The 25,102-nt window shown below is 70.8% G+C and carries 18 protein-coding genes, 1 tRNA gene and 2 pseudogenes; 10 read left to right on the forward strand and 11 right to left on the reverse strand.

Annotated features, from left to right (window positions below; genetic code table 11):
* Positions 1-23: 23 nt before the first annotated feature.
* Both ACIQM0_RS02910 and ACIQM0_RS02915 read right to left on the reverse strand, forming a co-directional pair.
* On the reverse strand, positions 24-1,919 hold the full coding sequence (locus tag ACIQM0_RS02910; protein ID WP_401282887.1) for a GTPase: 1,896 nt from the start codon (positions 1,917-1,919) through the stop codon (positions 24-26).
* The gene (locus tag ACIQM0_RS02915) at positions 1,916-3,568 is read right to left on the reverse strand and encodes a dynamin family protein (RefSeq protein WP_401283390.1); all 1,653 of its coding nucleotides are present in this window, start codon (positions 3,566-3,568) and stop codon (positions 1,916-1,918) included. The genes ACIQM0_RS02910 and ACIQM0_RS02915 overlap by 4 nt, the downstream gene beginning before the upstream one ends.
* A gap of 316 nt (positions 3,569-3,884) precedes the next feature.
* Between ACIQM0_RS02915 and ACIQM0_RS02920 the strand changes: the two genes are divergently transcribed.
* The 9 genes from ACIQM0_RS02920 (at position 3,885) to ACIQM0_RS02960 (ending at position 11,918) form a co-directional block, all read left to right on the forward strand.
* Positions 3,885-3,957 (forward strand) — tRNA-Arg (locus ACIQM0_RS02920).
* Positions 3,958-4,308: 351 nt separating this feature from the next.
* Entirely contained in the window at positions 4,309-4,764 is a 456-nt protein-coding gene (locus ACIQM0_RS02925; protein WP_401282890.1) for a MarR family winged helix-turn-helix transcriptional regulator, read from the forward strand.
* Positions 4,761-5,621, forward strand: coding sequence for an ABC transporter ATP-binding protein (locus tag ACIQM0_RS02930; RefSeq protein WP_401282892.1), 861 nt, complete (start codon positions 4,761-4,763; stop codon positions 5,619-5,621). Before ACIQM0_RS02925 ends, ACIQM0_RS02930 begins: the two co-directional genes overlap by 4 nt.
* On the forward strand, positions 5,581-6,435 hold the full coding sequence (locus ACIQM0_RS02935; protein ID WP_401282895.1) for an ABC transporter permease: 855 nt from the start codon (positions 5,581-5,583) through the stop codon (positions 6,433-6,435). The genes ACIQM0_RS02930 and ACIQM0_RS02935 overlap by 41 nt, the downstream gene beginning before the upstream one ends.
* A 374-nt stretch (positions 6,436-6,809) precedes the next feature.
* Entirely contained in the window at positions 6,810-8,351 is a 1,542-nt protein-coding gene (locus ACIQM0_RS02940) for a sugar ABC transporter ATP-binding protein (protein ID WP_401282898.1), read from the forward strand.
* Positions 8,348-9,403 (forward strand): ABC transporter permease, encoded by a 1,056-nt coding sequence (locus ACIQM0_RS02945; RefSeq protein WP_401282901.1) that lies wholly within the window; start codon positions 8,348-8,350, stop codon positions 9,401-9,403. Before ACIQM0_RS02940 ends, ACIQM0_RS02945 begins: the two co-directional genes overlap by 4 nt.
* Positions 9,387-10,439 carry an ABC transporter permease gene (locus tag ACIQM0_RS02950; protein WP_401282904.1) on the forward strand — a complete coding sequence of 351 codons (1,053 nt, stop codon included), beginning with the start codon at positions 9,387-9,389 and terminating at the stop codon, positions 10,437-10,439. Before ACIQM0_RS02945 ends, ACIQM0_RS02950 begins: the two co-directional genes overlap by 17 nt.
* 40 nt (positions 10,440-10,479) lie before the next feature.
* Complete coding sequence (gene rhaS / locus ACIQM0_RS02955) at positions 10,480-11,565, forward strand: rhamnose ABC transporter substrate-binding protein (protein WP_401282907.1); 1,086 nt, start codon at positions 10,480-10,482, stop codon at positions 11,563-11,565.
* 38 nt (positions 11,566-11,603) lie between these two features.
* The gene (locus ACIQM0_RS02960; protein WP_401282910.1) at positions 11,604-11,918 is read left to right on the forward strand and encodes an L-rhamnose mutarotase; all 315 of its coding nucleotides are present in this window, start codon (positions 11,604-11,606) and stop codon (positions 11,916-11,918) included.
* A 61-nt stretch (positions 11,919-11,979) separates the two neighbouring features.
* On the opposite strand, the gene ACIQM0_RS02965 is transcribed toward ACIQM0_RS02960, so the two are convergent.
* The 8 genes and pseudogenes from ACIQM0_RS02965 to ACIQM0_RS03000 form a co-directional block, all read right to left on the reverse strand.
* Positions 11,980-12,486, reverse strand: a complete 507-nt coding sequence (locus ACIQM0_RS02965) for a DUF1772 domain-containing protein (protein WP_401282913.1) — start codon at positions 12,484-12,486, stop codon at positions 11,980-11,982.
* A 170-nt stretch (positions 12,487-12,656) separates the two neighbouring features.
* Entirely contained in the window at positions 12,657-14,234 is a 1,578-nt protein-coding gene (locus tag ACIQM0_RS02970) for a VWA domain-containing protein (RefSeq protein WP_401282916.1), read from the reverse strand.
* 132 nt (positions 14,235-14,366) lie between these two features.
* Positions 14,367-15,245 (reverse strand): ABC transporter permease, encoded by an 879-nt coding sequence (locus tag ACIQM0_RS02975; protein ID WP_401282919.1) that lies wholly within the window; start codon positions 15,243-15,245, stop codon positions 14,367-14,369.
* Entirely contained in the window at positions 15,242-17,905 is a 2,664-nt protein-coding gene (locus tag ACIQM0_RS02980; RefSeq protein ID WP_401282922.1) for an alpha/beta fold hydrolase, read from the reverse strand. The genes ACIQM0_RS02975 and ACIQM0_RS02980 overlap by 4 nt, the downstream gene beginning before the upstream one ends.
* 445 nt (positions 17,906-18,350) lie before the next feature.
* Positions 18,351-18,704, reverse strand: a complete 354-nt coding sequence (locus ACIQM0_RS02985; protein ID WP_401282925.1) for a hypothetical protein — start codon at positions 18,702-18,704, stop codon at positions 18,351-18,353.
* The gene (locus ACIQM0_RS02990) at positions 18,701-20,095 is read right to left on the reverse strand and encodes an RHS repeat domain-containing protein (RefSeq protein WP_401283392.1); all 1,395 of its coding nucleotides are present in this window, start codon (positions 20,093-20,095) and stop codon (positions 18,701-18,703) included. Before ACIQM0_RS02990 ends, ACIQM0_RS02985 begins: the two co-directional genes overlap by 4 nt.
* A gap of 359 nt (positions 20,096-20,454) precedes the next feature.
* Positions 20,455-21,612, reverse strand: a pseudogene (locus tag ACIQM0_RS02995) (type IV secretion protein Rhs); the annotation flags it as partial.
* A gap of 100 nt (positions 21,613-21,712) precedes the next feature.
* Positions 21,713-23,899: a DUF6531 domain-containing protein gene (locus ACIQM0_RS03000; RefSeq protein ID WP_401282928.1), complete on the reverse strand. Its 2,187-nt coding sequence runs from the start codon at positions 23,897-23,899 to the stop codon at positions 21,713-21,715.
* A 158-nt stretch (positions 23,900-24,057) separates the two neighbouring features.
* Between ACIQM0_RS03000 and ACIQM0_RS03005 the strand changes: the two are divergent.
* Positions 24,058-24,228, forward strand: a pseudogene (locus ACIQM0_RS03005) (adenylyl-sulfate kinase); the annotation flags it as partial.
* 223 nt (positions 24,229-24,451) lie between these two features.
* On the opposite strand, the gene ACIQM0_RS03010 reads toward ACIQM0_RS03005, so the two are convergent.
* A complete protein-coding gene (locus ACIQM0_RS03010; protein WP_401282931.1) occupies positions 24,452-25,066 on the reverse strand; it encodes a DUF4291 domain-containing protein in 615 nt (204 codons plus the stop codon).
* Positions 25,067-25,102 lie beyond the last annotated feature (36 nt).

Genomic DNA, 25,102 nt, shown 5'->3' on the forward strand with positions numbered 1-25,102 from the left:
GAATTCCTGCTGGGGCCTGTGGACTAACGGCCCGTTGTGGAAAACTCCGTCACCGCCACATAGCGCTCGCGCACCTCGCGATAGCGCACCAGTTCCGCCGACACAGGATCGAGCACCCTGGCCCGCCCGCAGGCCGCCGCGGCCTCGCGCAGCCGGCGCTCCGCCTCCTGGCCGTACCGTCGTGCGGGTCCCCGGGCCGCCGCCGCGCACGACCACTCCACCAGCGGGCCGCCGATGATCCCCGCCAGCATCACCAGCGCGGGCGTCAGCAGTCCCGGTTCGAGCACGCCGATGATCTGGCCGATCAGCCACAGGCCGCCGAAGATCTGAAGCAGCGTCATCGCCACCTGTGCCAGTACGGCCGCGGGCCACCAGGCCGGCCGCGGTGGCCTGGCGCCGCGCCCCCGGTGCGTCCCGGTCCGCCCGTCGGGTTCCGCCGGCTCGCCGCTGTCGGGGTCCGCGCCCCGCGCCGGCGCCGCGCCGGCCCGCTCGGCCAGTTCGTCGAGCGCCTCCGGCAGCCCCTGCGCCCCGTGCACCGCGGCCTCGCGCACCGCTTGTGCCCACGGCCCCGGCAGCCCGTCTACGGCGTCGTCCGCGACCGTGCGTACCGCCTGTTCGACCCGCTGGCGTGCGGTGAGCTGTTCCTCGGGCGGTGCGGTGAGTGCCGCCCGGTCCAGGCTCCGGGGCTGCCTGGTGGACTCGTACCAGCGCCACAGCCGCAGCCACGGCGTCCCGCACGCCCGGCCCGCGTTGCGGCGCCATTCGCGTTCCGCCGCCTGGCCCGCCGCGGCGGCGCCGACAGCCTCCGCGAGCCGGTCGGCGAACTCCTCCCGGGCCCGCTCCCCCAGTCCGGGCCGCCCCTCGGCGACGTACACCGGACGGAGTCTGGCCGCGGCGGCGTCCACATCGGCGGAGAGCCGGCGCGTAGCGGCCGTGCGCTCCTGGACGAACCGGCCCAGGAGTTCGCGCAGTTCGCCCACCCCTTCGCCGGTGAGCGCGGACAGGGACAGGACGGTGGCGCCCGGTTCGCCGTGTTCGCCCAGGGCCATGCCGTCCTCGTCGAGCAGCCGGCGCAGGTCGTCCAGGACCTGGTCGGCGGCCTCGCCCGGCAGCCGGTCGATCTGGTTGAGGACGACGAAGGTGACCTCGGCGTGTCCGGCGAGCGGCCGCAGATAGCGCTCGTGCAGTGCGGCGTCCGCGTACTTCTCCGGGTCCACGACCCAGACCACCGCGTCGACCAGCGCCAGTACCCGGTCCACCTGTTCACGGTGTCCGGCCGCCGCCGAGTCGTGGTCGGGCAGGTCGACCAGGACGAGCCCCTGAAGCGCCTCGTCGGCCGCCGTGCCGCCGCCCTGCTGCGGCCGGCGCCTGAGCCGTCCCGGGATCGCCAGCCGGTCCAGCAGCCCCGCGGCGCCGTCCGTCCACGAACAGGCGATGGGCGCGGCGGTGGTCGGCCTGCGCAGCCCGGCTTCGGAGATCTGCGCGCCCGCGAGGGCGTTGAAGAGTGTCGACTTGCCGCTGCCGCTCGCTCCGGCGACGGCGACGACGGTGTGCCGGGAGGAGAGCCGCTGCCGGGCGGCGGCCTCGTCGAGCACCCGGCCCGCCTCTGCGAGGTCGGTCCGGTCGAGCCGGGCCCTGGAGAGTCCGACGAGTTCGCGCAGTGCGTCCAGGCGGGGGCCGAGCGGGCTGCCGGAGGGGACGTACGCCTCGACCTGGGGGCGTACGTCGTCCTCCGGGGCGGCTTCCGGCGCCGCCTGGGGTGCGGTCTCGGCGGCGCGGCGGGCGATGAGCCCGTCGTCCCAGCCCCTGGCCGGCCGGTCCCGGTCCTTCTCCAGGCCCTCGTCCGGGCTCCGCTCCGGCTCCGGTTCCGGTCCGTGCCCCTGTCCCTGGCCCGGACCCTCGTCAGTGACGGCAGTCATCGCTGCCACCTCTCCTTCTGCAGTACGGACAGCGCGGCGATCAGTTCGGCTTGCGGCTCGGGTGCCACGTCGAGTGCGTCCAGTGGGGCGAGGCGCCGGTCGCGTTCGCCGCCCAGCACCTGGTCGAGATAGCCGCTGAGCAGTGCCCCGCCCTTGTCGCGCAGCCGCACCGCGCCCTGGACGCCGATGCGTTCCGCGAGCTGTTCGCCCGCGGTGCGGGCCCGGCGGCCGCCCAGCAGAGCGGCGGCCAGCAGGGCGGCGACGGTCTCCGGATCGGGCGCGGCGTTGCGTTCCATGAGGCGCACCTCCTCCTCGGCCAGCTCCTCCAGGACCCTGCGCCAGCGCCGTACGGTCATGGCGATCCGGCCCCGGATGTCTTCCGCGGGGCCCCATCCCCCCGCCTCCCGGCCCACCGTCCCGAAGCCGAACACCGCGGCCGCGGGCTCCCGCTGCCAGGTCGTCCGGATCTGTTCGTCGGCGGCCGCCACCGCGCACTCCAGGAGGGCGGCGAGGCTCTCCACCAGGGTTTCGAGGACTTCTTCCGAGGTGCTGTACAGCGGGTATCCGCGCCACCGGGTCCGGGCGTCCCCGGCGAGCGCGCCGCCGTTCTGCAGCCGGCGCCGGACGCGTGCGCCCTCCTTCCGGTACGCGTCCTCGACCACGCCGGTCAGCCGCACGGCGGCCGCGTACTGGGCCGCCACGGCCCCGGCCAGCGCCGGCATCCGGACGTCGAGCGAGTCGATGACCCCGGCGGCCGTACGTCCGACCGCCTGCTGACGGGCCGCCGGGTCCTGTGCGCGGTGGCTGAGCCAGGCGCGCAGCGGGGCGACCGCCGTGGTGGGCAGCAGTCCGCTGCCGCCGCCCGCGGACTCGGGCAGTTCGGGGATGGTGAAGCGGGGCACCTCGCCGAGACCGGCCTTGGCGAGGAGCGCCCCGTACTGCCGCGACACCTCGGCGATCACCTGGTGCGGTACCCGGTCCAGGACGGTGACGAGTGAGGCGTCGTACTCCTTCGCGGTACGCAGCAGATGCCAGGGCACGGCGTCGGCGTACCGGGCGGCGGTGGTCACCATCACCCAGACGTCCGCCGCGCAGACGAGTTCGGCGGCCAGTACCCGGTTGCGCACGACCAGCGAGTCGATGTCGGGGGCGTCCAGCAGGGCGAGTCCGCGCGGCAGGCCGGCGGCCGTCTCGACGCGCAGCGCGGTCCCGTCCTCGGCCGCGTTCCCGTCGAGTCCGTCGAGGTCGTCGCACTGGCCGGGGTTCGCGGACTGCTCGGGCGGCAGCCAGACCCGGGTCAGCTGCGGGAGCACCCGGATGTCCGCGAACCAGTGGTGATCATCCGGATGGCAGACGAGCACCGGGGTTCGTGTGGTCGGCCGCAGCACTCCGGCCTCGCTGACCCGGCGCCCCACAAGGGAGTTGACGAGCGTCGACTTGCCGGCGCCGGTGGACCCGCCGATGACGGCGAGCAGGGGTGCCTCGGGGTCCTTGAGGCGGGGCAGCAGATAGTCGTCGAGCTGGGCGAGCAGCTCGATCCTGGTCTGCCTGGCACGTGGAGCACCCGGCAGCGGGAGTGGAAGACGCACGGCAGCGACACGGTCGCGCAGGGCGGAGAGTGCGTCGATGAGCTGAGGCCGTACGTCCAAGGTCACCACATGCGAAGAATGCCCAATTTTGGCGCCTTTTTGAAGCGTATAGACCCCTCTGCGCGGCGGTTCCTCCTCAGGACAGAGGGGACGAGTGGGGCGCAGGCATAACGAGTGCACAACACCCGGGGCGTGAGGCGCCAAAAGCGATGCGTGAATCGCACCTACCTGCGATTATCGTTTCGCTTCACCGAACCTCCACATCGTGCCACGCAGGTGAAGCAACCGGGTCCAGGCGATCGGAGCCCTATCCTTGTCCCGGCAGGTCACGGACCGCCCGGGTCCCAGGGCTCCAGGTCACCGAGGCCACCACCCGGCCCCCGTAGCTCAGTGGATAGAGCAGGCGCCTTCTAAGCGCTTGGCCGCAGGTTCGAGTCCTGCCGGGGGCGCCTCAGCCCAGCCGATGTCGGGCCCTCCCTCGGGAGGGCCTTTTTGCTGGTCGGAGGGACGTTAGCGGGCACGGCGTAGTGACGGCGTAAGGGCTGGACGGACTGCCTGATGAGGAGGGCGACAGCCCGTCCGGGTGTGGTTGCCCGCGAGTCCTGACGGGCATTTCCCCCTGGAGTCCTCCCGGACCGGGCACAGCCCGCGCGGTCCGCCGCACAGCCCACCACGACCCCGCACAGCCCCCGCACGGCCCCGCGCCGCGGGAACACGGCGGCGGGGGCGTGAAGTCGGCGACCGGTTCACGGGCGGGGAGTTAAACGACATTAGCTCGCATACAGAGCTAAAATGGACGGGTGAAGGCGAGCGATCTCTCCGATGAGCTCGCCGGACTTCTGCCCCGCATCCAGCGGCTCGCCCGGCGCAGACTGTGGAACAGCTTGTCCGCTCCCCGGCTGCGCGGGGCGCACGCCGAACTGCTGCGGCTGGTGGCCACCGAGCCCGGCGTGCGGGTCTCGGCGGCCGCACGGAGCCTCTGCCTCGCGGCCAACTCGGCCAGCACACTGGTGAGCCACCTGGTCGCGGAGGGACTCCTGCGGCGGGAGAAAGACCCCGGAGACGGGCGCGCCGCCCTGCTGTACCCCACCCCCGCCGGGGTGGAGAAGCTGCATGAGTGGCACGCCCGCCGCGAGGCGCTCTTCCGCCGGCACCTGGCCGGACTCGACGCCGACGACCGCACGGCACTCGCCGCCGCGCTCCCGGCCCTGCACAGACTCGCCGCGTCACTGCGCGAGGGGGATGAGACCGAGTGACCACAGAAACCGCGCCCGCTGTCCGCTGCACCGCTCTGACCTACAGCTTCGGCGACTCGAAGGCCGTCGACGGCCTCGACCTGCTGGTCCGGCCCGGAGAGGTGTTCGGGCTCCTCGGCCCCAACGGCGCGGGCAAGACCACCACCATGCGCGCCATCACCACCCTGCTGCCCGTGCCGACCGGGGTCGTCGAGGTGTTCGGCCATGACGCGGCCCGGCAGCGGATGGCGGTGCGGCGCCTGCTCGGTTACGTACCGCAGCAGTTGTCGGCCGACGCGGGGCTCACCGGTCTGGAGAACGTCCAGCTCTTCGCCCGGGTGTACGACGTGCCCCGCCGCGAGCGCGCGGCACGGGTCGCCCAGGCCCTGGACGCCGTCGGCCTCGGCGATGTCGCGCGCCGGCTCGCCGCCACGTACTCCGGTGGCATGGTGCGCCGCCTCGAACTGGCCCAGGCCCTGGTCAGCGCCCCCCGCCTGCTGATCCTGGACGAGCCGACGATCGGCCTGGACCCGATCGCCCGGGACAGCGTCTGGGACCGGATCAACGAGATCCGGACCGGCACCGGGATGACCGTGCTGGTGACCACGCACTCCATGGACGAGGCCGACCGCCGCTGCGACCGGCTCGCCCTGATGCACCTCGGCAGGCTCCGCGCGCTCGGCACCCCCACCGAGCTCAAGGCCGAACTGGTCGCCCACCGCCGGGAATCCGGCGAACCCACCTCGCCGCCGCCGTCCCTGGAGGACGTCTTCCGGTACCACTCCGGAAGCGGACTGGACGACCCCGGATCCGAGGAAGAGAAGGGAGCGTTCAACGATGTCCGCCGCACCCGCAGCACCGCAACCCGCCGCGGCTGAACCCGATCCGCGCTACACCCTGCTGCTCACGCCGCCACCACCCCGCACCGGCTGGCAGGTCGTGCCGGCCCGGATCGGCGCGATGTGCGCCGTCGAACTGCAGAAGCTGCTGCACGACCGCACCGAGATCTACACCCGCGCCGTGCAGCCGGCCCTCTGGCTGCTGATCTTCGGCACGACGTTCTCCCGCATCCACGCCATCCCCACCGGCGGCGTCCCCTATCTCGACTTCCTCGCGCCCGGGATCATCGCCCAGTCGGCCATGTTCATCGCGATCTTCTACGGCATCATGATCATCTGGGAGCGCGACTCCGGCGTCCTCACCAAACTCATGGTCACACCGACCCCCCGGTCCGCCCTCGTGACGGGCAAGGCGTTCGCCGCCGGGGTGAAGGCCGTGATCCAGGCCGTCGTCGTCATCGTGATCGCCGCCCTGCTCGGCGTCGGCATGAGCTGGAATCCGCTGCACCTGCTGGGCGTGGTCGTGGTGGTCGTGCTCGCCTCGGCGTTCTTCTCGTGCCTGTCGATGTCGATCGCCGGGATCGTCCTCACCCGCGACCGGCTGATGGGCATCGGCCAGGCGATCACCATGCCACTGTTCTTCGCCTCCAACGCGCTCTACCCGGTCGCCCTGATGCCCGGCTGGCTCCAGGCGATCAGCAAGGTGAACCCGCTGAGCTACCAGGTCGACGCCCTGCGCGGCCTGCTCATCGGCACGCCGTCCCACCTCGGCCTGGACTTCGGGGTGCTGGCCTTCGCCGCCGCGGTCGGCATCGTGGCCGCCGGCTCCCTGCTCGGCCGGCTCGCCCGCTGAGAACGACATCCCGCACCGCCGTCGCACAAGTCCCCGCGCGAGGCCCGCACAAGACCCCGCGTCAGCCCCCGTGCCGCTCCCCTGGGAGCCGTACGGGGGTTCCGTGCCGGTGCGGCAGCCACGTATGTGAATCGATTCACCACGACGGAAAAGAACTGGCCCGTCAAGGCGCCGTCGGGGACTCACGCCCACGCGACCCGCCTGCATCCGCCTTCCCTTCGCACCTCCCTTCAACCTCAGCAAATTCCCGCTGCCCACCCATTGACTACGCCTGCAAACCCCGTCTAGCTTCCGAGGAGCCCGATTGAAACCTTTCACGACGTGTGGGCCCCTACGGCCTTCCGCCGGCTCGGTCCACCGCTCAGGAGCCCCTCATGAACAAGTCCGCCAAGGGCCCGGACTCGGCCCCGGAGCCGGCCCCGGTTCTGGCGCTGAAGGGTGTGAGCAAATCCTTCGGTGCCGTACGGGCCCTGCAGGACGTGTCCCTCGAACTCTTCCCCGGTGAGGCACACGCACTCGCCGGGGAGAACGGCGCGGGAAAGTCCACCCTCATCAAGGCGCTCGCCGGGGTGCACCGCCCTGACAACGGTGTCGTACTGCTCGACGGGAAGCCCGTCGTCTTCCACGGCCCCGCCGCCGCCCGCGACGCCGGTATCGCCGTCATCTACCAGGAGCCGACGCTCTTCCCCGATCTGTCGATCGCCGAGAACATCTTCATGGGGCGCCAGCCCCGGCGTTCCTTCGGCCGGATCGACCACAGGGCCGTGCACGACACGACCGCGGGACTGATGCGCAGGCTCGGGGTGGACCTGGCCCCCGACCGGCCGGCCCGCGGACTCTCCATCGCCGACCAGCAGATCGTCGAGATCGCCAAGGCGCTGTCCTTCGAGGCCCGCGTCCTGATCATGGACGAGCCCACCGCCGCGCTCACCGGCAGCGAGACGGCCCGGCTGTTCTCCGTCGTACGGGCGCTGCGCGCCGAGGGTGCGGCCGTGCTGTTCATCTCGCACCGGCTGGACGAGATCTTCGAGCTGTGCCAGCGCGTCACCACCCTCCGCGACGGCAGGTGGATCTCCTCCGAGCCGCTGGACGGGCTCACCGAGGACGGCCTCGTGCGGCTCATGGTCGGCCGCGACCTCGACGACCTCTACCCGAAGCAGGACGCCGCCGTCGGCGAAGTCGCCCTCTCCGTGAGCCGGCTGACCCGGGAGGGCGTCTTCCACGACGTGTCGTTCGAGGTGCGCCGGGGCGAGATCGTCGCGCTGGCCGGGCTCGTCGGGGCCGGCCGTACCGAGGTGGCCCAGGCCGTCTTCGGCGTCGACCGGGCCGACGCGGGCGAGGTGCGGGTGAACGGCACCGCGCTGCGCCCCGGTTCGCCCACCGCCGCGATGGCCGCCGGGCTCGCCCTCGTACCCGAGGACCGCAGGCAGCGCGGGCTCGTCATGGAGATGTCGATCGAGCGCAACATCGGCCTCACCGGGCTCGGCGAGGTACGCCGCGGCGGACTGGTCAGCCGGGCCCTGGAACACGACCGGGCCGCCGACTGGGCGCTGCGCCTCCAGCTCAAGTACAACCGGCTGGCCGACACCGTCGGAGTCCTCTCCGGCGGCAACCAGCAGAAGGTCGTGCTGGCCAAGTGGCTGGCCACCGAACCCTCCGTACTCATCGTCGACGAGCCCACCCGCGGCATCGACGTCGGCACCAAGGCCGAGGTCCACCGGCTGCTCTCCGCACTGGCCGCAGAAGGGCTCGCCGTGCTGATGATCTCCTCCGACCTGCCCGAGGTGATCGGCATGGCCGACCGGGTGCTCGTCATGCACGAGGGCCGGCTCGTCGCCGAACTCCCGCGCACGCGAGCCACCGAGGAGACGGTCATGGCGGCGGCGACCGGACTCGGCGAAAGGACAGCGGCATGACCACCACCGTCGCAAGCCCGCCGGACAGCGGCCCCGAGGCGCCGACGCGCAGCGCGGCCTCGCTCGTGGACACGGTCTTCCGGGCCCGCGAGATCTCCATCGCCGGGGCGCTGGTCCTGCTGATCCTCGGCACCTACCTGGCCAATCCGCGCTTCCTCTCCGACCAGGGCATCAAGGACCTGCTCCTCAACTCCTCGATCCTGGTGCTCCTCGCGGTCGGCCAGTCGGCCGTCGTCATCACCCGCAACATCGATCTGTCGGTCGGCTCCGTCGTCGGGCTCTCCGCCTTCGCCTGCGGCAAGTTCGTGGCCGGCACCGATCACGGTGTGCTCACCGTCATGCTGCTGGGCATCGCCATCGGGGTGGTGTGCGGGCTGGTCTCCGGCGCGCTCGTCAGCTTCGGCAAGGTGCCGGCGCTCGTCGTGACGCTCGGCATGCTCTACATCATTCAGGGCGTCGACTACTGGTGGGCGCAGGGCGACCAGATCGGCGCGGCCGAGGTCCCCGACCAGATCCTCGGGCTCGGCAGCGGGAGCCTCCTGGGCGTGCCGTACCTGCCGCTGATCACCGTGGTGCTGCTCGCCGCGACCGCGTACTTCCTGCGCAGCTACCGCTCGGGGCGCGAGCTGTACGCGATCGGGTCGAGCCCGGAGGCCGCCGTGCTCGCCGGGGTGCCGATCCGGCGCCGCATCCTGGCCGCGTACGCCTTCTCGGGGGCCGTAGCCGGTTTCGCCGGCACGCTGTGGCTCGCCCGGTTCGGCACGGTCGTCGCGGACAACGCGCACGGCTGGGAGCTGACCGTCGTGAGCGCCGTCGTCGTCGGCGGTGTCGCGATCACCGGCGGCACGGGAACGGTCTGGGGCGCCGCACTGGGCGCCCTGCTGCTCACCACCATCGGCAGCGTGCTGGTGGTCCTGAAGGTCGACTCGTTCTGGCAGGGCGCCATCACCGGCGCGCTGCTGCTCCTGGCCATCAGCATCGACCGAATCGTGAACCTGCGGATGACCGCCGCACTGAGGAAGAGGAGCGCCCGGCATGGCAATGGCGCCTGAGACCGAGAAGGCGGTGCCCGCACCCCCGCGGGGGCCCGCGAGGACGAAGGGTTCGCTGCGCGGCCTGGCACTGCGCTGGGACACCGCGGTCGGGGCGCTCCTGGTGGCGGTCGTCGTGGCCGGACTCGGCACCACGGACGGCTTCGGCTCGGGCGAGAACCTGGCGTTCGCGTTCAACGACATCGCCGAAGTCGCCCTCATCGCACTGCCGATGACGCTCCTGGTGGTCGCCGGACAGGTCGACCTGTCGGTCGCCTCGATGCTGGGCCTGGGCAGTGCGCTGACCGGTGCGCTGTGGGACGCGGGGTGGGCGTTCGAGACGATCGTGCCCGTGGTGCTGCTGGTGGGAATCGCCGGCGGGCTGCTCAACGGCTGGCTGGTCACCAAGGTCGGGCTGCCGTCGCTGGCCGTCACCATCGGCACCCTGGCGCTCTACCGGGGCCTGGCCTCGGTGGCGCTCGGCAGCGACGCGGTGACCGACTTCCCCCGGACGTACTCCGACTGGGCCGTCGACACGACCACCGTGCCCGGCACCTTCCTCACGTACCCCGTCCTGCTGTTCATCGTGCTCGCCGTGATCACCGCGATCGTGCTGCACGCGACCGGCCTGGGGCGTTCCCTGTTCGCGATCGGGGCGCAGGAGGAGGCCGCGTACTTCGCGGGCATCCGGGTCAAGCGGATCAAGCTGCTGCTGTTCGTCGTCACCGGGCTGTTCTCCGCCTTCGCGGGGATCGTCTTCACCCTCCGCTACGGAAGTGCCCGCGCCGACAACGGACTCGGCTTCGAAATGCTCGTCATCGCCTCCGTGCTGCTCGGCGGCATCGACTTCGACGGCGGAAAGGGCACGCTCTTCGGCGCGGTCGCCGGGGTGCTGCTCATCGGTGTCCTGAAGAACCTGCTGACCCTCAACGACGTCGCCAACGAGGTGCAGGTCATCGTGACCGGTCTGCTGCTCGTGGCGTCCGTCCTCACCCCACGCGTCATCGCGGCCGTGGTCGAACGACGGCACCGGCGCGCCGCCGGCGCCCGCCCGTAACCCTTCCCGTCCCACCCTCCTCGAAAGGCACACCGCCGCCATGATGCTCCGCAATGCCGCTGGGCGCCGCGCCGTCGCCACCGCCGCCACCGCGCTCTCGCTCGTCCTCGCCCTCAGCGCCTGTTCCGGCACCACGAAGGACAGTTCCGACAAGGAGTCCACGAAGGCCGGGGCCACGGCGAAGGCCGATCCGGGCGCGGCGCTGAAGAAGGGGCTGAAGCTCGCCTTCCTGCCCAAGCAGATCAACAACCCGTACGAGAAGATCGTCGACGACGCGGGGATCGAGGCGGCCAAGGAGTACGGCGGTACGGGCAAGGAGGTCGGCCCGTCCGACGCCAGCGCCTCCTCCCAGGTCAGCTACATCAACACGCTGATCCAGCAGCGCCAGGACGCGATCCTGGTCGCCGCCAACGACCCGAACGCGGTGTGCGGCCCGCTGAAGCAGGCCATGAAGAAGAACATCAAGGTCGTGGCGTACGACTCCGACACCGCGAAGGAGTGCCGCCAGCTCTTCATCAACCAGGCGAGCTCCGAGGAGATCGGCCGCAGCCTGGTGCAGCACCTCGGTGAGCAGATCGGCTACAAGGGCAAGATCGCGATCCTCTCGGCCACCCAGAACGCGACGAACCAGAACACCTGGATCGACTTCATGAAGGACGAGCTGAAGCTGCCCAAGTACAAGGACATGAAGCTGGTGAAGGTGGCGTACGGGGACGACGCGGACCAGAAGTCGTTCCAGCAGACCCAGGGTCTGATGCAGGCCTACCCCGATCTGAAGGGCATCATCTCGCCCACCACGGTCGGCATCGCGGCGGCCGCCCGCTACCTGAGCGACTCCTCGTACAAGGGCAAGGTCGTGCTGAACGGCCTGGGCACGCCGAACCAGATGCGCAAGTACGTCAAGGACGACACCGTCGAGCAGTTCTCGCTGTGGAACCCGGAGGAGCTCGGATACCTCGGTTCGTACGCCGCGGCGTCGCTGGCGTCCGGTCAGATCACCGGCGCGGAGGGCGAGAAGTTCAAGGCGGGCAAGCTCGGCGAGTTCACGATCGGCAAGGACGGCGAGGTCATCCTCGGCAAGCCGACCGTGTTCGACAAGAAGAACATCGACAAGTTCGACTTCTGATCCCTCGGGGCTACTTCACCCACCGGAGAACCTGACCCATGCAGCGTGTCTGCTTCCTGCTGAACGTACGCCGGGACCGGATCGACGAGTACCGCGAGCGCCACGCCGCGGTCTGGCCAGAGATGCTCGCCGCGCTGTCCGCGGCGGGCTGGCACAACTACTCGCTCTTCCTGCGCGAGGACGGGCTGCTCGTCGGCTATCTGGAGACGGAGGACTTCGACGCGGCCCGCGAGGCGATGGCCGCCACTGAGGTGAACGAGCGGTGGCAGCGGGACATGGCGGACTTCTTCGAGCAGCCGGAGGCGGCGGACGACGCGATGGTGCCGCTCACCGAGGTGTTCCACCTGGCGTGAGGCACCGCGGGCGGGCCCGGATTCCCAGGGGATCCGGGCCTGCCCGGCCGGGCCTGCCCGGCTAGTTCGCGGCGATGGTCAGGAGGATGAAGGCGGCGAGCGAGAACGCGGTCCGGGCCTGGTGGAGGATGTTCCAGCGGGCCTCGAACGCGGTACGGGCCACGCTGGCGCCGCCCTCGCCCTCGCCTTCGCCGGAGCCTTCGCGCGCTGTCGTCTCTGCCTCCTTTGACGGTGATTCCGATGCGGCGAGCGCCTTGTTGAGCGGGATGTTGCCCGCGATCGTGACCAGGTGCGAGCCGATGGCGCAGACCAGCGCGACGGCCAGGAACGGCCGGCCCCATACGTCCTTCTCGGCGACGAGCGCGACGGCCGGGAAGACGATCACGCCGAGGAAGACGACCAGGAACACGGGTCCGGGGACCTTCTCGTTGAGGCGGCGCATCGCGGCCGTGAAGTCGCCGTCGGGCAGGACCGCGAGGCCGGGCATGATCGCGATCAGGAACGTCAGCAGGAAGCCCGCGTAGAGGCCGGTCGTGATCACGGCGAGAGCGAGAAACAGGGAGGCCATGGGCTCATCATGGTGCAGCGGCCCCGTCCGCACAGCCTGATTTCGCACTGTCGTGCGACCAAAGGATCGCTGCTGTGCGTCCACGGGGTCGCTGTTGTGCGGCCGGAGAGCCGCTGCTGTACGAGCGCAGGGCCGCTGCGGCTCCGTCCCCCTGCGCAGGCCCGCCCGGGTCAGTCCATCTCGCCCTCTCCCGTGCCCGTTCCGGTGTCCTCGTGGCCGCCCTTCAGCCGGTCCGCTCGGCCGATCGCGGTGGCCAGTTTCGCCACCGATTCGTCCTCCGTCGCGGTGGCCAGCGTCTGGGCCCTGGAGGCGAGTTCACCGAGTCCGGGCGTGCCCGGGAGTCCGCCGCCGCGCAGGGTGTCGGCGAAGTAGGCGGCCACCGCCGTCACCTGGAGCCGGGTGCTGCGGCCGCCCCAGAGCCTTCCCTCGATCGCCCCGGTCCCCACCGACCCCGTCTCCTCGTGCGCGGCACGGGACTTGGGGTCGAGCCAACGGACCGTCGCGGTGGCCACATGGCCAGAGGCGCCGTCCCGCAGGCGCACGGCGTAGAGCGCCGTCACCGTGTGCCCGGGACCGATCTCGCCGCCGTCCACACGGTCGTCGCGGAAGTCCTCGTCGGCGACCTTGCGGTCCTCGTAGCCGATGAGCCGGAACTTCTCGACGGTCTTCCGGTCGAAGGCCACCTGCGCCTTGGCGTCGCGCGCCGTGAGTTCGAGGTGCGCGGGCAGCTGGTCGACGAAGACCTTGCGGGCCTGCTCCTCGTCCGCGATGTACGTGGTGTGGCCGTCGCCCTTGTCGGTGAGCCGCTCCATCAGCGCGTCTCCGTAGTCGCTGCCGACGCCGACCCCGAAGAGGGTGATGCCGTACTCGCGGCGGGCGGAGCCGATCCGTTCGAGGATGGCGTCGGCGTCGGTCTCCTCGGTGTTGGCGAGTGCGTCGGAGAGCAGGACGACCCGGTTGTTGGCGCCCTCGCGGTGGCCGTCCACCGCCTCCTCGTAGCCGCGCCGGACGCCTGCCTCCACGTTGGTGGAATCGGTGGCTTCCATGGAGTCGACGGCCTCGTGGATCTTTCCGCGGTGGTCCCGCAGCCGGGTCATCGGCAGCACGGTCTCCGCCTCGTCGCTGAAGGTGACCAGGGAGACCGAGTCGTCGTCGCGCAGTTCGTCGGTGAGGATACCGAGCGAGGTCTTCACCAGGCCGAGCCGGTCCGACGAGGCCATCGAGCCGGAGATGTCGACGACGAAGGTGAGGGCGGCGGGCGGCCGTTCGGCGCCGCTCGGCGCGGCCCTGGTCGCCAGGCCGACCCGTACCAGCGACCAGTCGCCGCCCTCGGCGCCGGCCCGTGCCCCGTCGACGGAGACCGTGAAACCGTTGCCCTTCGGGCGCCGGTAGCCCTGGCGGAAGCTGTTGACGAACTCCTCCGGCCGTACGGTCTGCGGCTCCGGCAGCCTGCCGTCGGTGAGCGTGCGGCGCGCGTATCCGTAGGACGCCGTGTCGACGTCCAGGGCGAAGGTGGACAGGTAGTCGGGCGGTGCGGACTCCCTCAGCCCGTCCGCCTCCTTCGCACCGTCCTTCGCACCGTTTTCGGCGGCTCCGCCGGTGGCTGCCGGTGCGGGCGCGGGTGCGCCCCGGCGGTCCGCGGTGGAACTCCTGCCGCCGGCCCCCTCCCCCGAGCAGCCCGTGAGCAGCACCCCGCCCGCCAGGAGCAGCCCCAGCGCCCCTCGGTACATCCGTGTCCGGCGTTCCATCCCCGTACCCCTCACGTCGTCGTGTCCCACGTGTGGATGTGACGTGCGAGCGGGGCCGCGGGAGCCGACGAAGACGTTGCGGAAGGATCTCGATGCGGCAACGAAGGGCGGGAGTTCAGCGGAACATCAGGGTCAGGACACGATGTCCTTGCGGCTGAACCCGCGGAAGGCGAGAGCGAACAGGATCAGGGCATACGTCACCGAGACCGCCGCGCCCTTCACCATGCCGCCCCACTCCAGGTCGGGCTGGAGCGCGTCCGCCCAGGCGAACTGCCAGTGCGCGGGCAGGAAGTCGCGCCAGGAGCCGAGCGCGGTGACGGCGTCCAGCACGTTGCCGACGATGGTCAGCCCGACCGCGCCGCCGACCGCGCCCAGCGGGGCGTCCGTCCTGGTCGACAGCCAGAACGCCAGCCCGGCGGTGACGAGTTGGGAGACGAAGATGAACGCGACGACGAGCGCGAGCCGCGGCACGGTGTCCCCGGTCGCGAGCGCGCCACCGGTGGGCAGTTCGAGCGGCCCCCAGCCGTACGCGGCGGCTCCCGCGGCCAGGGCGACGAGCGGTAGCAGCACCATCGCGGCCAGGCTGAAGCCGAGCGCGACGACCAGCTTGCTCCACAGCAGCCGGGCCCGGGGCACGGGCGCCGCCAGCAGATAGCGCAGCGAGGACCAACTGGCCTCGGAGGCGACGGTGTCGCCGCAGAACAGCGCCACCGGGACCACGAGCAGGAACCCGGCCGAGACGAACAGGCAGGTCGCGGCGAAGTTCGCGGCGGACTGCGTCGCGGTGTCCATCAGGGTGAGCCGGCCGCCGCCCCCGGGCCCGCCGTCCGGGGTGCCGCCGATCGCGAACGCGATGATCAGGATGAACGGCAGCGCGCCCAGTACCCCGCCCATGAGCAGGGTGCGCCGCCTGCGCAGTTGCCGTGCGGCCTCCACCCGCAGCGGGAGGGTGCGCCGGGCGCGGTACCCGGGCGCCTCCGGGGCCTCGGTGACTTCGGCTGCGGTACTCATGCGGAGCCTCCGGAGATCAGGGTGAGGAACGCGTCCTCCAGGCGGCGGTGCGGCCCGACGCCGGTCAACGGCACGTCCAGCCTGACCAGTTCGGCGATCAGCCGCGGAGAGGTCGTCCCGTCGAGCCGGACCAGGAGCCCGTGCCCGTCGTCCGTGCGGACGGCGGAGCCGATGCCCGGCAGTGCGGCGATCTTCTCCACGAGGGGTTCGGTGAGCTCGTCCGCCGAGGTGACGAGCAGCATGTCGCCCGAGCCGGTGATCTCGGCGACGGGGCCCGCCTGGACGAGCCGGCCCCGGTCCATGACCACCAGGTGGGTGCAGGACTGCTCGACCTCGGACAGGAGGTGGCTGGAGACGATGACGGTCCGGCCGCCGGCCGCGTACCGGATCATCACGTCGCGCATCTCGCGGATCTGCGGCGGGTCGAGGCCGTTGGTCGGTTCGTCGAGGATGAGGAGGTTTGGCATGCCCAGCATGGCCTGGGCGATGGCGAGCCGCTGCCGCATGCCCTGCGAGTACGTGCGGACGGCCCGTGCCAGTGCGTCGCCGAGCCCGGCGATCTCCAGGGCCTCCTCGATGTACGAGTCCGCGGCGGGCCGTCCGGTGGCCCGCCAGTACAGCTCCAGGTTGGCGCGGCCGGACAGGTGCGGCAGGAATCCGGCGCCCTCGACGAAGGACCCGACCCGTGACAGCACGGGCGCCCCGGGCCGGATGGCCCGCCCGAAGACCCGGATCTCTCCGTCGTCGGGGGTGATGAGCCCCATCAGCATGCGCAGCGTGGTGGTCTTCCCCGCGCCGTTGGGCCCCAGCAGCCCGAGCACCTGGCCCTTCTCGACGCGGAAGGACAGTTCCCGGACCGCGTACCGGTCGGCCGATCCGGCGTACTTCTTCGACAGGCCGGTGATCTGGAGCGGTACGTCGGTGAGAGCGGGGTCCGGGGCGGGGCCGGCGGTCCGGCGCCGCATGGTGAGCAGCAGGGCGGCGGCGATCACGACGGCGGCGGCCGGCAGTCCCCAGGTCCACCAGGGCAGGGCGGCCGAGGCGGTCGTGAGGCCGGGTGCGGTGGGGACGGTGAGCGGGCCGTCGAGGGAGACGGTGTACGTGGTCGGCGCGGCCGGGGAGGCGTAGCCGAGGTCGGTGGCGGCCAGCACGAGCCGGAGCCGGTGCCCGGGGTCGAGTTCGTGGTCGACGGCGGGCAGCGTCAGCGTCAGGGGCTTGCCCTGCTGGTCGGGGGTGATCCGGTAGGGGGCGACGAGCTGGGAGGGCAGCACCTGCTGCTTGCCGTCCGGCGACACGTCGTACACCTTGCCGAACAGGACCGCGTCGCCCTGCCCCGCCTTCACGTTCACGCGGACGGTCGGCGAGCCGGTGACGTGCAGTGCGGTCTTCAACGGGGCGGATTCGAAGCGGGCGTTCTGCCCGGGGAAGTCGACGGAGAGCCCGACGCCGAGCGTGGACAGCTGGGCGAGGCCGCCGCCGATGCCGGGCACGGCGGAGATGGCGGGCGGGCTGGAGCCGGCGGGGTTGGCGAACGTCTGGGTCCGCCGTCCCCGCAGCTCGATCCGCTCCTCCCCGCTGGTCAGCCCCGGGTAGGTGGCGCTGCTCGCGCCGCGGGTGAGGGCGGCGCCGTCGGTGGAGTCGATGCCGCCGGTCCGGGTGACGCGGAATCCGGGGCCGGTGTCGGCGCCCTTGTCGCCCTTCAGGTAGCGGTCGAACCAGTTGCCGACCCGCTGCCGCACCCGCTGGGACTCCTTGTCGCCGCCGTCGTGTCCGCCGGCGACCCAGTCGACGGAGACGGGCACGCCGTTCGCCTTGATGGCCTTCGCCATGGCGTCGGCCTGTCCGAGCGGGAAGAGGGAGTCGGTCTGACCCTGCATGATCAGCGTCGGCACCTCGATGCGGTCGGCCACGGCGCTCGGCGACCGCTCGGTGAGCAGCGCGCGGGCGGCGGCGTCCGGTTTACCGTTGACGGCGACCCGCTCGTACATCTCGCAGAGCTGCTTCTCCAGGTTCCGGCAGCCGCCGCCGGTGGTCACGAAGAGGCCGGCCCAGAGTTTCTTGAACACCCCGTCGGGGAACAGCGCGTCGGCGAGGTTCCAGTACGTCATCTCCGGGGCGATGGCGTCGACGCGCCGGTCGTACCCGGCGGCGAGGAGCGAGATCGCTCCGCCGTAGGAGGCGCCGGTGACCCCGACCCTCGGGTCGCCCGCGGCGTCGAGCTGCACCTCGGGCCGGTCCGCCAGCCAGTCGATCAGCCGGGAGACGTCCTTCACTTCGGCGCCGGGTGCGTTGATCGAGGTCTTCCCGCCGGACTTGCCGAAGCCGCGGGCGGACCAGGTCAGCACGGCGTATCCGTCCGCCGCCAGCTTCTGAGCCTGTGCCCGGTTGTCGGCCTTGCTGCCGCCGAAGCCGTGCCCGATCAGCACCGCGGGCCTGCGCCGTGAACCGCCGGTGGTGAAGTACGAGGTGTCGATGGACACCCCGTCGATGCGCATCATCCGGTCCTGGCGGTGCACGGCCGGCGAGCTGTCGTCGGCGGTGGCGGTCCAGGTGCCCGCCCCGGCCAGCACGACGAGCGCGGCGACACCGGCCGCCCACCGGCCTCGGTTGCGAGGCAGCAGGCGCCGCCACCGGGACGTACGCGCGTGAGGGGTCTCCATGTGTCGAGCCTAAGCGGGACAACAGCCCGCCCACGCTGCCCCCAGGGGGAGGTCCCCGGCCTCCTCAGGGCGTACGGCGATCCCCGGGCGTACTCCGCCTGCGGTATGCCTGCCGGTCCCCCGCCCCGGCCGGGCCTCCTGAAGGTCCGTCGCGGACCACTCGGTGGAATTTCGCCGCGTCACGACCGTCGCCGAACTCGAAGCCGACCGGCACCTCAGAGGACTGACACGGGCGCTCACCGCAGCGCCTCGGGAGCGGGGCTGCTACGGCATGTGGCGCGGCGTCGGTCTCGACAACAATGGCCATATAAGGATCGGGAGGGAGTTCTTGATCTCCATTCGGAACACCACCGGGCAGAAGTCAACCCGTAATTCCCGTGCCAAGACATCCAGCATTATTCCCGCTTACGCCCTCTCTGACGCTGCAAAAGAGAGTTGCCCGACCTCAATCTCCTACGTGGACGGTGTCGACACGAGCTGAGGCGACGACTCGGGGACCCTCCATGATCAGGATCTCGCCACCAGGGACCAGGTATGGAAGTGCGAGGTCGCGTACGAGGAAATCGACCTTGCATGTCCTGGAGCCGTCCTCGCGGACGGCGGTCTCCTCCAACAAGATGCTCAGCTGGTCGGCGGAAGCAGGCCATCCGGGCTGGAGCTCGCGGTCGTCGCCCTGGACGAATACAGCTGTCGCCATATAGACAGGGGCCGTTGGAGGCCCCGACCGCCGCCCCCCTTCCTCAGCCGAGCGCCAGCACACGACCGCCTCGGCCACCGGGTCTTCGATCTTCTCCATCATGGCCACAGCCTAATCCCATCCATCATTTTGTTGATCTGGGCGAGCTGGTCCCCGTCGGCGTAGTAGCCGGGGCCGACACCGTCGAGCTTCCCCGCGTGAAAGTGCAGTTTGTCTGCCAACGATCTGGGCAATCCGGTGGTGACGGTCAGGCCGTCTCCTCCATTGAGCAGCTCACCCCAGCGATCAGCGTGCGCGCCCTGAGTCGCGAACCATTTTCCTTCCATCTGACCGAAACCGGTCCCGAACTGGTTGGTCGAAGCGATCGCATCGAATTCCCGGGCATCGACATTACGGAAAATATGCACCCGGTCGGCGGCTGCGCGTTGACCCGGTTGAACGGCTGTGGATGGCACGCATGGTGAAAGTCCGAGAGGATCTGTACAAGCCTGTGGGTTCGCGACGTAAGCCAGAGGGTTCGGGCATGGTGCAAGCCCCAGTGGATCCGGGCTCAGATAGCGCGCTGTCTCCGGGTCGTAGTAGCGGTGAACGTTGTAGTGATGACCCGTTTCGAGGTCGTGGTACTGACCGGGGAAGCGTAGGGGTGTGTACGCAGTTGCTTCCGGTGACCAAGTGGTCGTGCCCCAAAGGGTGGAGCGCTGCTCCCAGGCGGTCTCACCGGCTTCGTCAACCAGGAGGGCTGGCGAACCGATGAGATCGGTGATGATCGCGTAGAAGCGGGCGTCGGTTTCCGATGGTGGAGCGTCTGTGGTGGACCTGTAGCGGCGAGTCTGGGCCAGTGGAGTCAGTCCGGCCTCGTCGTGTTCCCAGGTGAAGGTCTCGACGCCGGACCACGAAGCGGAGGCCGCGGACTGCTCGATCAGGGTGGGGCCGTGCCAGGTGAAGCGCGTTTCCTCGGCCACCATGCCTTCAGTGCCGAGTCGTTGCTTTGCGACGCGGCGGCCGAGGGGGTCATAGCGGTATCGCCAGGTGGTGCCATCAGGGGTGGCTACCTGAGTCAGGCGGTTCTCGGTGTCCCAGGTGTAGTGCCAGGTGTCCGGCTTGGCCGACAGGCGTGTCTTCTGTCGGAGAGTGGTGCGTCCCGCGGCGTCGTGCTCGTAGCGGATCCTGCCCGCGCTCTGGATGCGGGTACCGGCATAGGTACGTTCGCCGGTGGCTTCGGCATAGGCGTGGCTGGAAGGCCAGTTGCCCTGGGTCTGGTTGCCTGCCTGGTCGTAGGCGTAGGACTCCGTCCAATTGTCGCCCTTGATGCGGGTGACCCGTCCGGACGCGGTCAGCGTGTGTCGGCGGGGGCCGATGATGCTGTCGTCGATGCCGGTGAGGTGGCCGTCGGGGCGCCTGCTGTAGGCACGTTCCCACAGAGGTGTGTGGTGCCCGGCAACGGTGTACGAGTCCCCGAGCGTGCGGCCTGTGGTGTCCCGGGCCCGAGCCATGGACAGGCCGTTGTTCCAACGGCGGTGAGAGGTGCGTCCCGCTGCGTCGTGGTCTGCGGTGACCTCTCCGTCCGGCGTTTCCAGGGCGGAGCGCCTGCCGGCCGTGTCGTAGGTGTAGCTGGTCTCCACGCCTGCCGGGGTGCGACGGGTGATGAGTTGTCCGGCGATGTCGTAGGTGAGGGGAGCGTGTGTCCGTCGATCGTTTCGGAGATCATGCGGCCGGCTGGGTCGTACTGCCTCGCCAGTTCGGTGTCCGGACCGACGGCCTGACAGAGCTGGCCGGACGGCGTCCAGCGGAACACGGAGGTGCGGCCTGCTGAGCTCTGCTCGGCCAGTTGTCCCAGCTCGTCGTGTGTATAGGTGGTCTGCTGCCCCAAGGCGTTCGTCAGAGTCGCGAGCTGGCCTGCCCGGTCGTGGACGTATGTGATGGTGCGGTCATCGAAGTCGGTCTCCGATATCAGGTGACCGGCCGGGTCGTGTCTGTAGTGCCACGTCAGGCCTTGCGGGTTGGTGACCTGGATCAGACGGGCCTCGGCGTCGTGGGTGAAGGTGTAGCGGGCGCCGTCTGGGTCGGTGCGGGCGGCGAGCAGGTCGAAGTGGGTGTATTCGTGGCTGGTCACACCACCGTTGGCATCGGTGTGTGTGAGGCAGTTGCCCTCGCCGTCGTAGGTCCAGGACTCCGCCGTGCCGTCCGGATCCGTCCGGCGCAGCAGGTGGCCTTCCACCGAACGTTGGTAGTGAGTGGTGGCTCCCAAGGGATCCGTCTCGGCTGCCATGCGGCCGAAGGCGTCTCGGTGGAGATGCGTGGTGGCACCGAGCCCGTCGGTGATCTCCGTGGGGAGCCCTGTGGCATCGCAGCGGACCCTGGTGGTGGCGCCCAGTGGATTGGTGACGGCGAGCAGGCCGCCACGGGCGTCGTACAGGTAGTGGGTAGTGGCTCCGAGCGGGTCGGTGACTGCGGTCAGGTTCCCCCGGGCATCGAACGTCTGCTGCCGGACAGTGCCGTCCGGGGAGGTGATCTCCACCGGGTTGCCCCGGGTATCACGGGTGAGTGAGTAGCTGCTGCCGTCCGGGCGGACGAGGTGGCTCAGGCGGCCGTCCGCGTCGTAGCCCAGGTGAGTGGTGCGTCCCAGCGCATCGGTCTCGGAAAGGGGTCGCCCGGCCTCGTCATAACTGGTGCGGGTGATGGCGCCGTTGGGGTCGATCTCGGCCACGACCAGGTGCCGGTGGTCGATCAGGGAGTGGGACACGGCCCCGCTCGCCGAGGTCAGAGTGGTGGTCTTCAGGCCGGGGAAGTCCGGGTGGGCGCCGTCGTAGGCGAGGCGGAGGGTGAAGTGACCTCCCTCGCCGCCTTCCGCGACGACCCGGTCCTGATCGTCGTAGTCATAGGTGTAGGAGCGGTTGTTGGTATCGGTCCAGGCGGTGATGCGGCCTGCGGGGTCGTTGGTGAAGCGGAGCGGGAGGCCGGAGGAGTTCGTGGTCGTGCTGAGGTGTCCGGCGGTGTAGCCGTAGCCCATGACCGGGATGTCGTCGAGGTGCAGGGCGGTGATCCGGCCGTCCGCAGCGGTCAGCCGGAGGCGGTAGCCACCGCTGTGGCGTATTTCCAGCGGGGTGCCGTCAGCGGTGTAGCTGAGGGTGATGCGGTTGCCGTTCCGGTCGGCGATCTCCGTGAGCGGTGCCGGCCCTTCGCGGTGCGGGGTGAAGGTGCGGACGTGGCCGGTTTCGGGATCGGTGACGGTGCAGGTGCCGTCCGCTGTCCGCTGTCCGCAACAGGGGCCAGCGCGGGCCGTCCTCGGGTATCGCCTCGACACCCGGTGCCGCGTGCGGGTAGGCCAGGAGCAAGCCGTCCTCGGTGAAGAAGACGACTCCCTGTTCATCGAACTCCAGGCGCTGGTCGGCGGTCGAGGCCCAGCCGGGTCCGAACCATCGGCCGCCTCGGTAGCCGGAGTCGGCACGCCGGGAGAAGGCCAGGGGCAGCACTCCTGGCAGTTCGATGTCGGTCTGGGGGAGAAACATGCGTCCGGTGGCCAGGTCCACCGGGTCGGTGCGGCCGTGGCGTATGCGGTCCCGGGTGCGGGCGAACAGGCCGTGCCCGCGCCGGGCCGCGTTGCGGGCCCAGGCCATCGCCTCGCGTTCGGCGATCCTGACCGCGACCCGCTCCGCCACCGGGGCCAGCAGCCGCGAGCCCGCCATCATGAGCAGATCGCCCATGATCGACTCACCCAGCAGCAGTTCGAGTGGCATACCGAACGGGCCGGCGAACATCAGCAGCGCCATCAGCAGAGCCGGAGCCAACTGGACGATCTTCTCCAGGAGGAAGGTCGCCGGCTGGTACTGGTCGAACACACCTCCCTCCGGAGCGAAATGGCCGGAACGCGACCACAGCCAGGCACCGGCCAGGAGGGCCCCCGTCAGCGTCACCACCCGCAGCATCGACGCCGCGTGCCGCTCGGCGAGCGCCTCAAGGCGCGCCGCACGCAGTCCGCGTACCGTGAGCACAAGGCGGATGAATCCCAGCAGCAGCCCGGCCAGGCCCGCCGCGACCAGCAGCTGCCAGCCGGTTCCCGTGGTGAAGGACTTCTCCCAGTCCTTGGCCCGGGGGAAGGCCCGCACCGCCATCAGGACACCGGCCGGTATCAGCAACAGCGCACTGGCGACCAGCAGGACCTTCTCCCACCACGGCCGGCGTCCACGACGGGCACGGAGCTGCCGCCAGATCTGCCGGACCCCGATGCCCTTCCATGCGGGCTCGCTCGTGGCCGCGTCCATCCGTTCCGTCTGTCGGGTGACCAACTCGCGTAGCGCCCGCAGACGTTCGGGGTCGACGCGGGGGTGCACCGCGGCGTACAGCAGGGCGCGCCGCTGCCGGGCGTATCCCAGCGCCACCGCAGCGGTCCAGGGCAGTCGCAGCAGAGCGAAGTTCGCCAGCGCCGCACCCGCCGGGGTCCCCTCGCGTTCCGCAGCGAGCCGGACGGCCGGCTCCAGGCGCTCGCCCCGGCGCCCGGCACGGATGTCCCAGAGCGCGGCCAGGGCCAGACAGACCAGTACCGTCCACCAGCCGGCCGCCGCCAGGCGGTCGTACCACTCCAGCTGCCAACCGTCCGAACCCTGCTTTTCGGCGGCGTAGTTGACCACCATGTGCTGGGCAATCGCCAGTGCGAGCGGTACCAGTCCGACCAGCCGGGCCCACCATGCGCGCCCGAGCAGAAACAGCCCCACCCCCAGGCCCCCGAGCACCGACCACACCACATGATGCTCAGCCGTGATGCTCACGTCGAAGCTCCCCAGCGCCACCGTGCCCACCGGCGCGGGAAACCAATGCCCCAGCAGCTCGGGGAATCCCGCGACGAACGGCGCCGAGAAGCCGCTGCCCACCATCCAGCCGCCCTCCACCGGGCGCACCACCGCATCCGGTGCCAACGCGTACTGAGCAACGGCCTCCACCAGCCCGAAGCCCGCCCCGACGGCACCACCCAGCACGGCGAAGTCCGACATCCCCCACTGCATTCGCCCACGCAACGCCCAGCCGGCCAGCAGAAGGGGAGCGATCTTCAGCAGCTCCTCGGCCACCGGCGCCGTCGTCCACATCACCGTGCCCAGCACGTCATGAAGCGAACTCCCCCCGGAGGCCGCCAGTCGCCGCGCCACGAACAGTTCGACCAACACCGAAGCGACACCACTGCCATAGGCGCCAACACCGAGGGCCAGCAGCACCGTCGACCATCGCACCGTACGAACCGGCCAGGAGAGCAGCAGCAACTGCAGCACACCCCACACCGATGCCGCCGCCATCCAGAACGCCACGCCCACCCCTCACTACATATTTGCATACGCACACACAAATGCCTGGGCAGAGTAGATTATGCGAGCCGCAGAGTTCAAGACCCACAGCGAATACGGCGGAAACCAGCTGCCCGCGTAATCCCGTCGCGCCGCTCCGGCCGGGCCGGCACCCTGCCCGCATGGCTCATTCAGAGGTGCTGCTCATCGGCGGACGCGCGGGCGTGGGGAAAGCGACCGTGGCCTGGGAGGTGTCGGCGCGGCTGCGGGAGGCCGGGAGCCCGCACACGGTCATCGACGGCGACTTCATGGGCCAGGTCCACCCGGCGCCGGAGAACGACCCGCACCGCGCGCCAGGCTGCTGTCGATCAGCTCCGTGTGCGGAGGCAGATCCGGAAGCATGTCATGTGGTTCCTCCGTGCTCATGTGCCGCTGTGAACCGGCGCGGCGCACCGGCGGTGATCTTCCTACCAGGGGGCCGGAGCGGCCGGTCAAGGCGATTGCGCAGGGTCTCCATCCCATGACCTCGGCTTGGAGGAGCCGCCCCTTTGCCCCCTCGAAGGCTTCACGGCCCGGTCAGGAACCCGCTCGTGCCGGCGCGAGGACGGTCGGTGCGACGGGTGCGGCGTACGGCGACTCCTGTGGCAGGAGCCGGGCCGCCGCGTCGTCCCGGCCCGCCCGGACCAGTTCGTGGATCTCCCGGGCCAGCGGGGTGACGTCGCGGACCGACACCGTCCACTCGTCCGCGTAGCGCCGCGCCGCCTCACCCGCGAGGCCGAGTTGGAGGGAGCGGTACGGGACGCGGTTGAGGTGCAGGTCGCGTTCGGGGTCCCACTGGACGCGGGCCGGGGCGCGGCGCAGGGTGCGCTGCCAGGTGGCGCGGTCGGGGTGCACGCCCCGTTCGTAGTGGGAGAGTTCGGCGTTCGACAGCGCCCAGTCGAAGCCCTCGCGGGTGATCTCGACCGCCAGAACCGTCTCCTGGCCCTCCTTCATCGCCCAGCCGCAGCGATACATCATCCACAGGAAGCTCGGCTTGATCCATGTCATGCGGTCGCGCTTCCAGGCGGGCGGGAAGCGTCCGTCGCGGGCGGCGGGGAGACCGAGGGACGGGGAGTACGCCTGGTAGACGGTGACGGTCGTGTCGGTGTGCAGCGCGCGGATCTCGTGCCGCGGCGGGGTCGGTGCGGTCATGGCCTCATCACAGCACCGCCGGTGCGCAGTCGGCGA

The sequence above is a fragment of the Streptomyces sp. NPDC091387 genome (assembly GCF_044756945.1).
In the GTDB taxonomy this organism is placed as follows: domain Bacteria; phylum Actinomycetota; class Actinomycetes; order Streptomycetales; family Streptomycetaceae; genus Streptomyces.

Excerpts from the sequence above, each read along its gene's own strand:
- ACIQM0_RS02965 (WP_401282913.1), bottom strand. The coding sequence starts at position 12,486 with ATGGCCTCCCTGTTTCTCGCTCTCGCCGTGATCACGACCGGCCTCTAC.
- ACIQM0_RS03010 (WP_401282931.1), bottom strand. The coding sequence starts at position 25,066 with ATGACCGCACCGACCCCGCCGCGGCACGAGATCCGCGCGCTGCACACC.
- ACIQM0_RS02910 (WP_401282887.1), bottom strand. The coding sequence starts at position 1,919 with ATGACTGCCGTCACTGACGAGGGTCCGGGCCAGGGACAGGGGCACGGA.
- ACIQM0_RS02980 (WP_401282922.1), bottom strand. The coding sequence starts at position 17,905 with ATGGAGACCCCTCACGCGCGTACGTCCCGGTGGCGGCGCCTGCTGCCT.
- ACIQM0_RS02970 (WP_401282916.1), bottom strand. The coding sequence starts at position 14,234 with ATGGAACGCCGGACACGGATGTACCGAGGGGCGCTGGGGCTGCTCCTG.
- rhaS (WP_401282907.1), top strand. The coding sequence starts at position 10,480 with ATGATGCTCCGCAATGCCGCTGGGCGCCGCGCCGTCGCCACCGCCGCC.
- ACIQM0_RS02990 (WP_401283392.1), bottom strand. The coding sequence starts at position 20,095 with ATGGCTCGGGCCCGGGACACCACAGGCCGCACGCTCGGGGACTCGTAC.
- ACIQM0_RS02940 (WP_401282898.1), top strand. The coding sequence starts at position 6,810 with ATGAACAAGTCCGCCAAGGGCCCGGACTCGGCCCCGGAGCCGGCCCCG.
- ACIQM0_RS02945 (WP_401282901.1), top strand. The coding sequence starts at position 8,348 with ATGACCACCACCGTCGCAAGCCCGCCGGACAGCGGCCCCGAGGCGCCG.
- ACIQM0_RS02950 (WP_401282904.1), top strand. The coding sequence starts at position 9,387 with ATGGCAATGGCGCCTGAGACCGAGAAGGCGGTGCCCGCACCCCCGCGG.
- ACIQM0_RS02935 (WP_401282895.1), top strand. The coding sequence starts at position 5,581 with ATGTCCGCCGCACCCGCAGCACCGCAACCCGCCGCGGCTGAACCCGAT.
- ACIQM0_RS02975 (WP_401282919.1), bottom strand. The coding sequence starts at position 15,245 with ATGAGTACCGCAGCCGAAGTCACCGAGGCCCCGGAGGCGCCCGGGTAC.
- ACIQM0_RS02985 (WP_401282925.1), bottom strand. The coding sequence starts at position 18,704 with ATGATGGAGAAGATCGAAGACCCGGTGGCCGAGGCGGTCGTGTGCTGG.
- ACIQM0_RS02960 (WP_401282910.1), top strand. The coding sequence starts at position 11,604 with ATGCAGCGTGTCTGCTTCCTGCTGAACGTACGCCGGGACCGGATCGAC.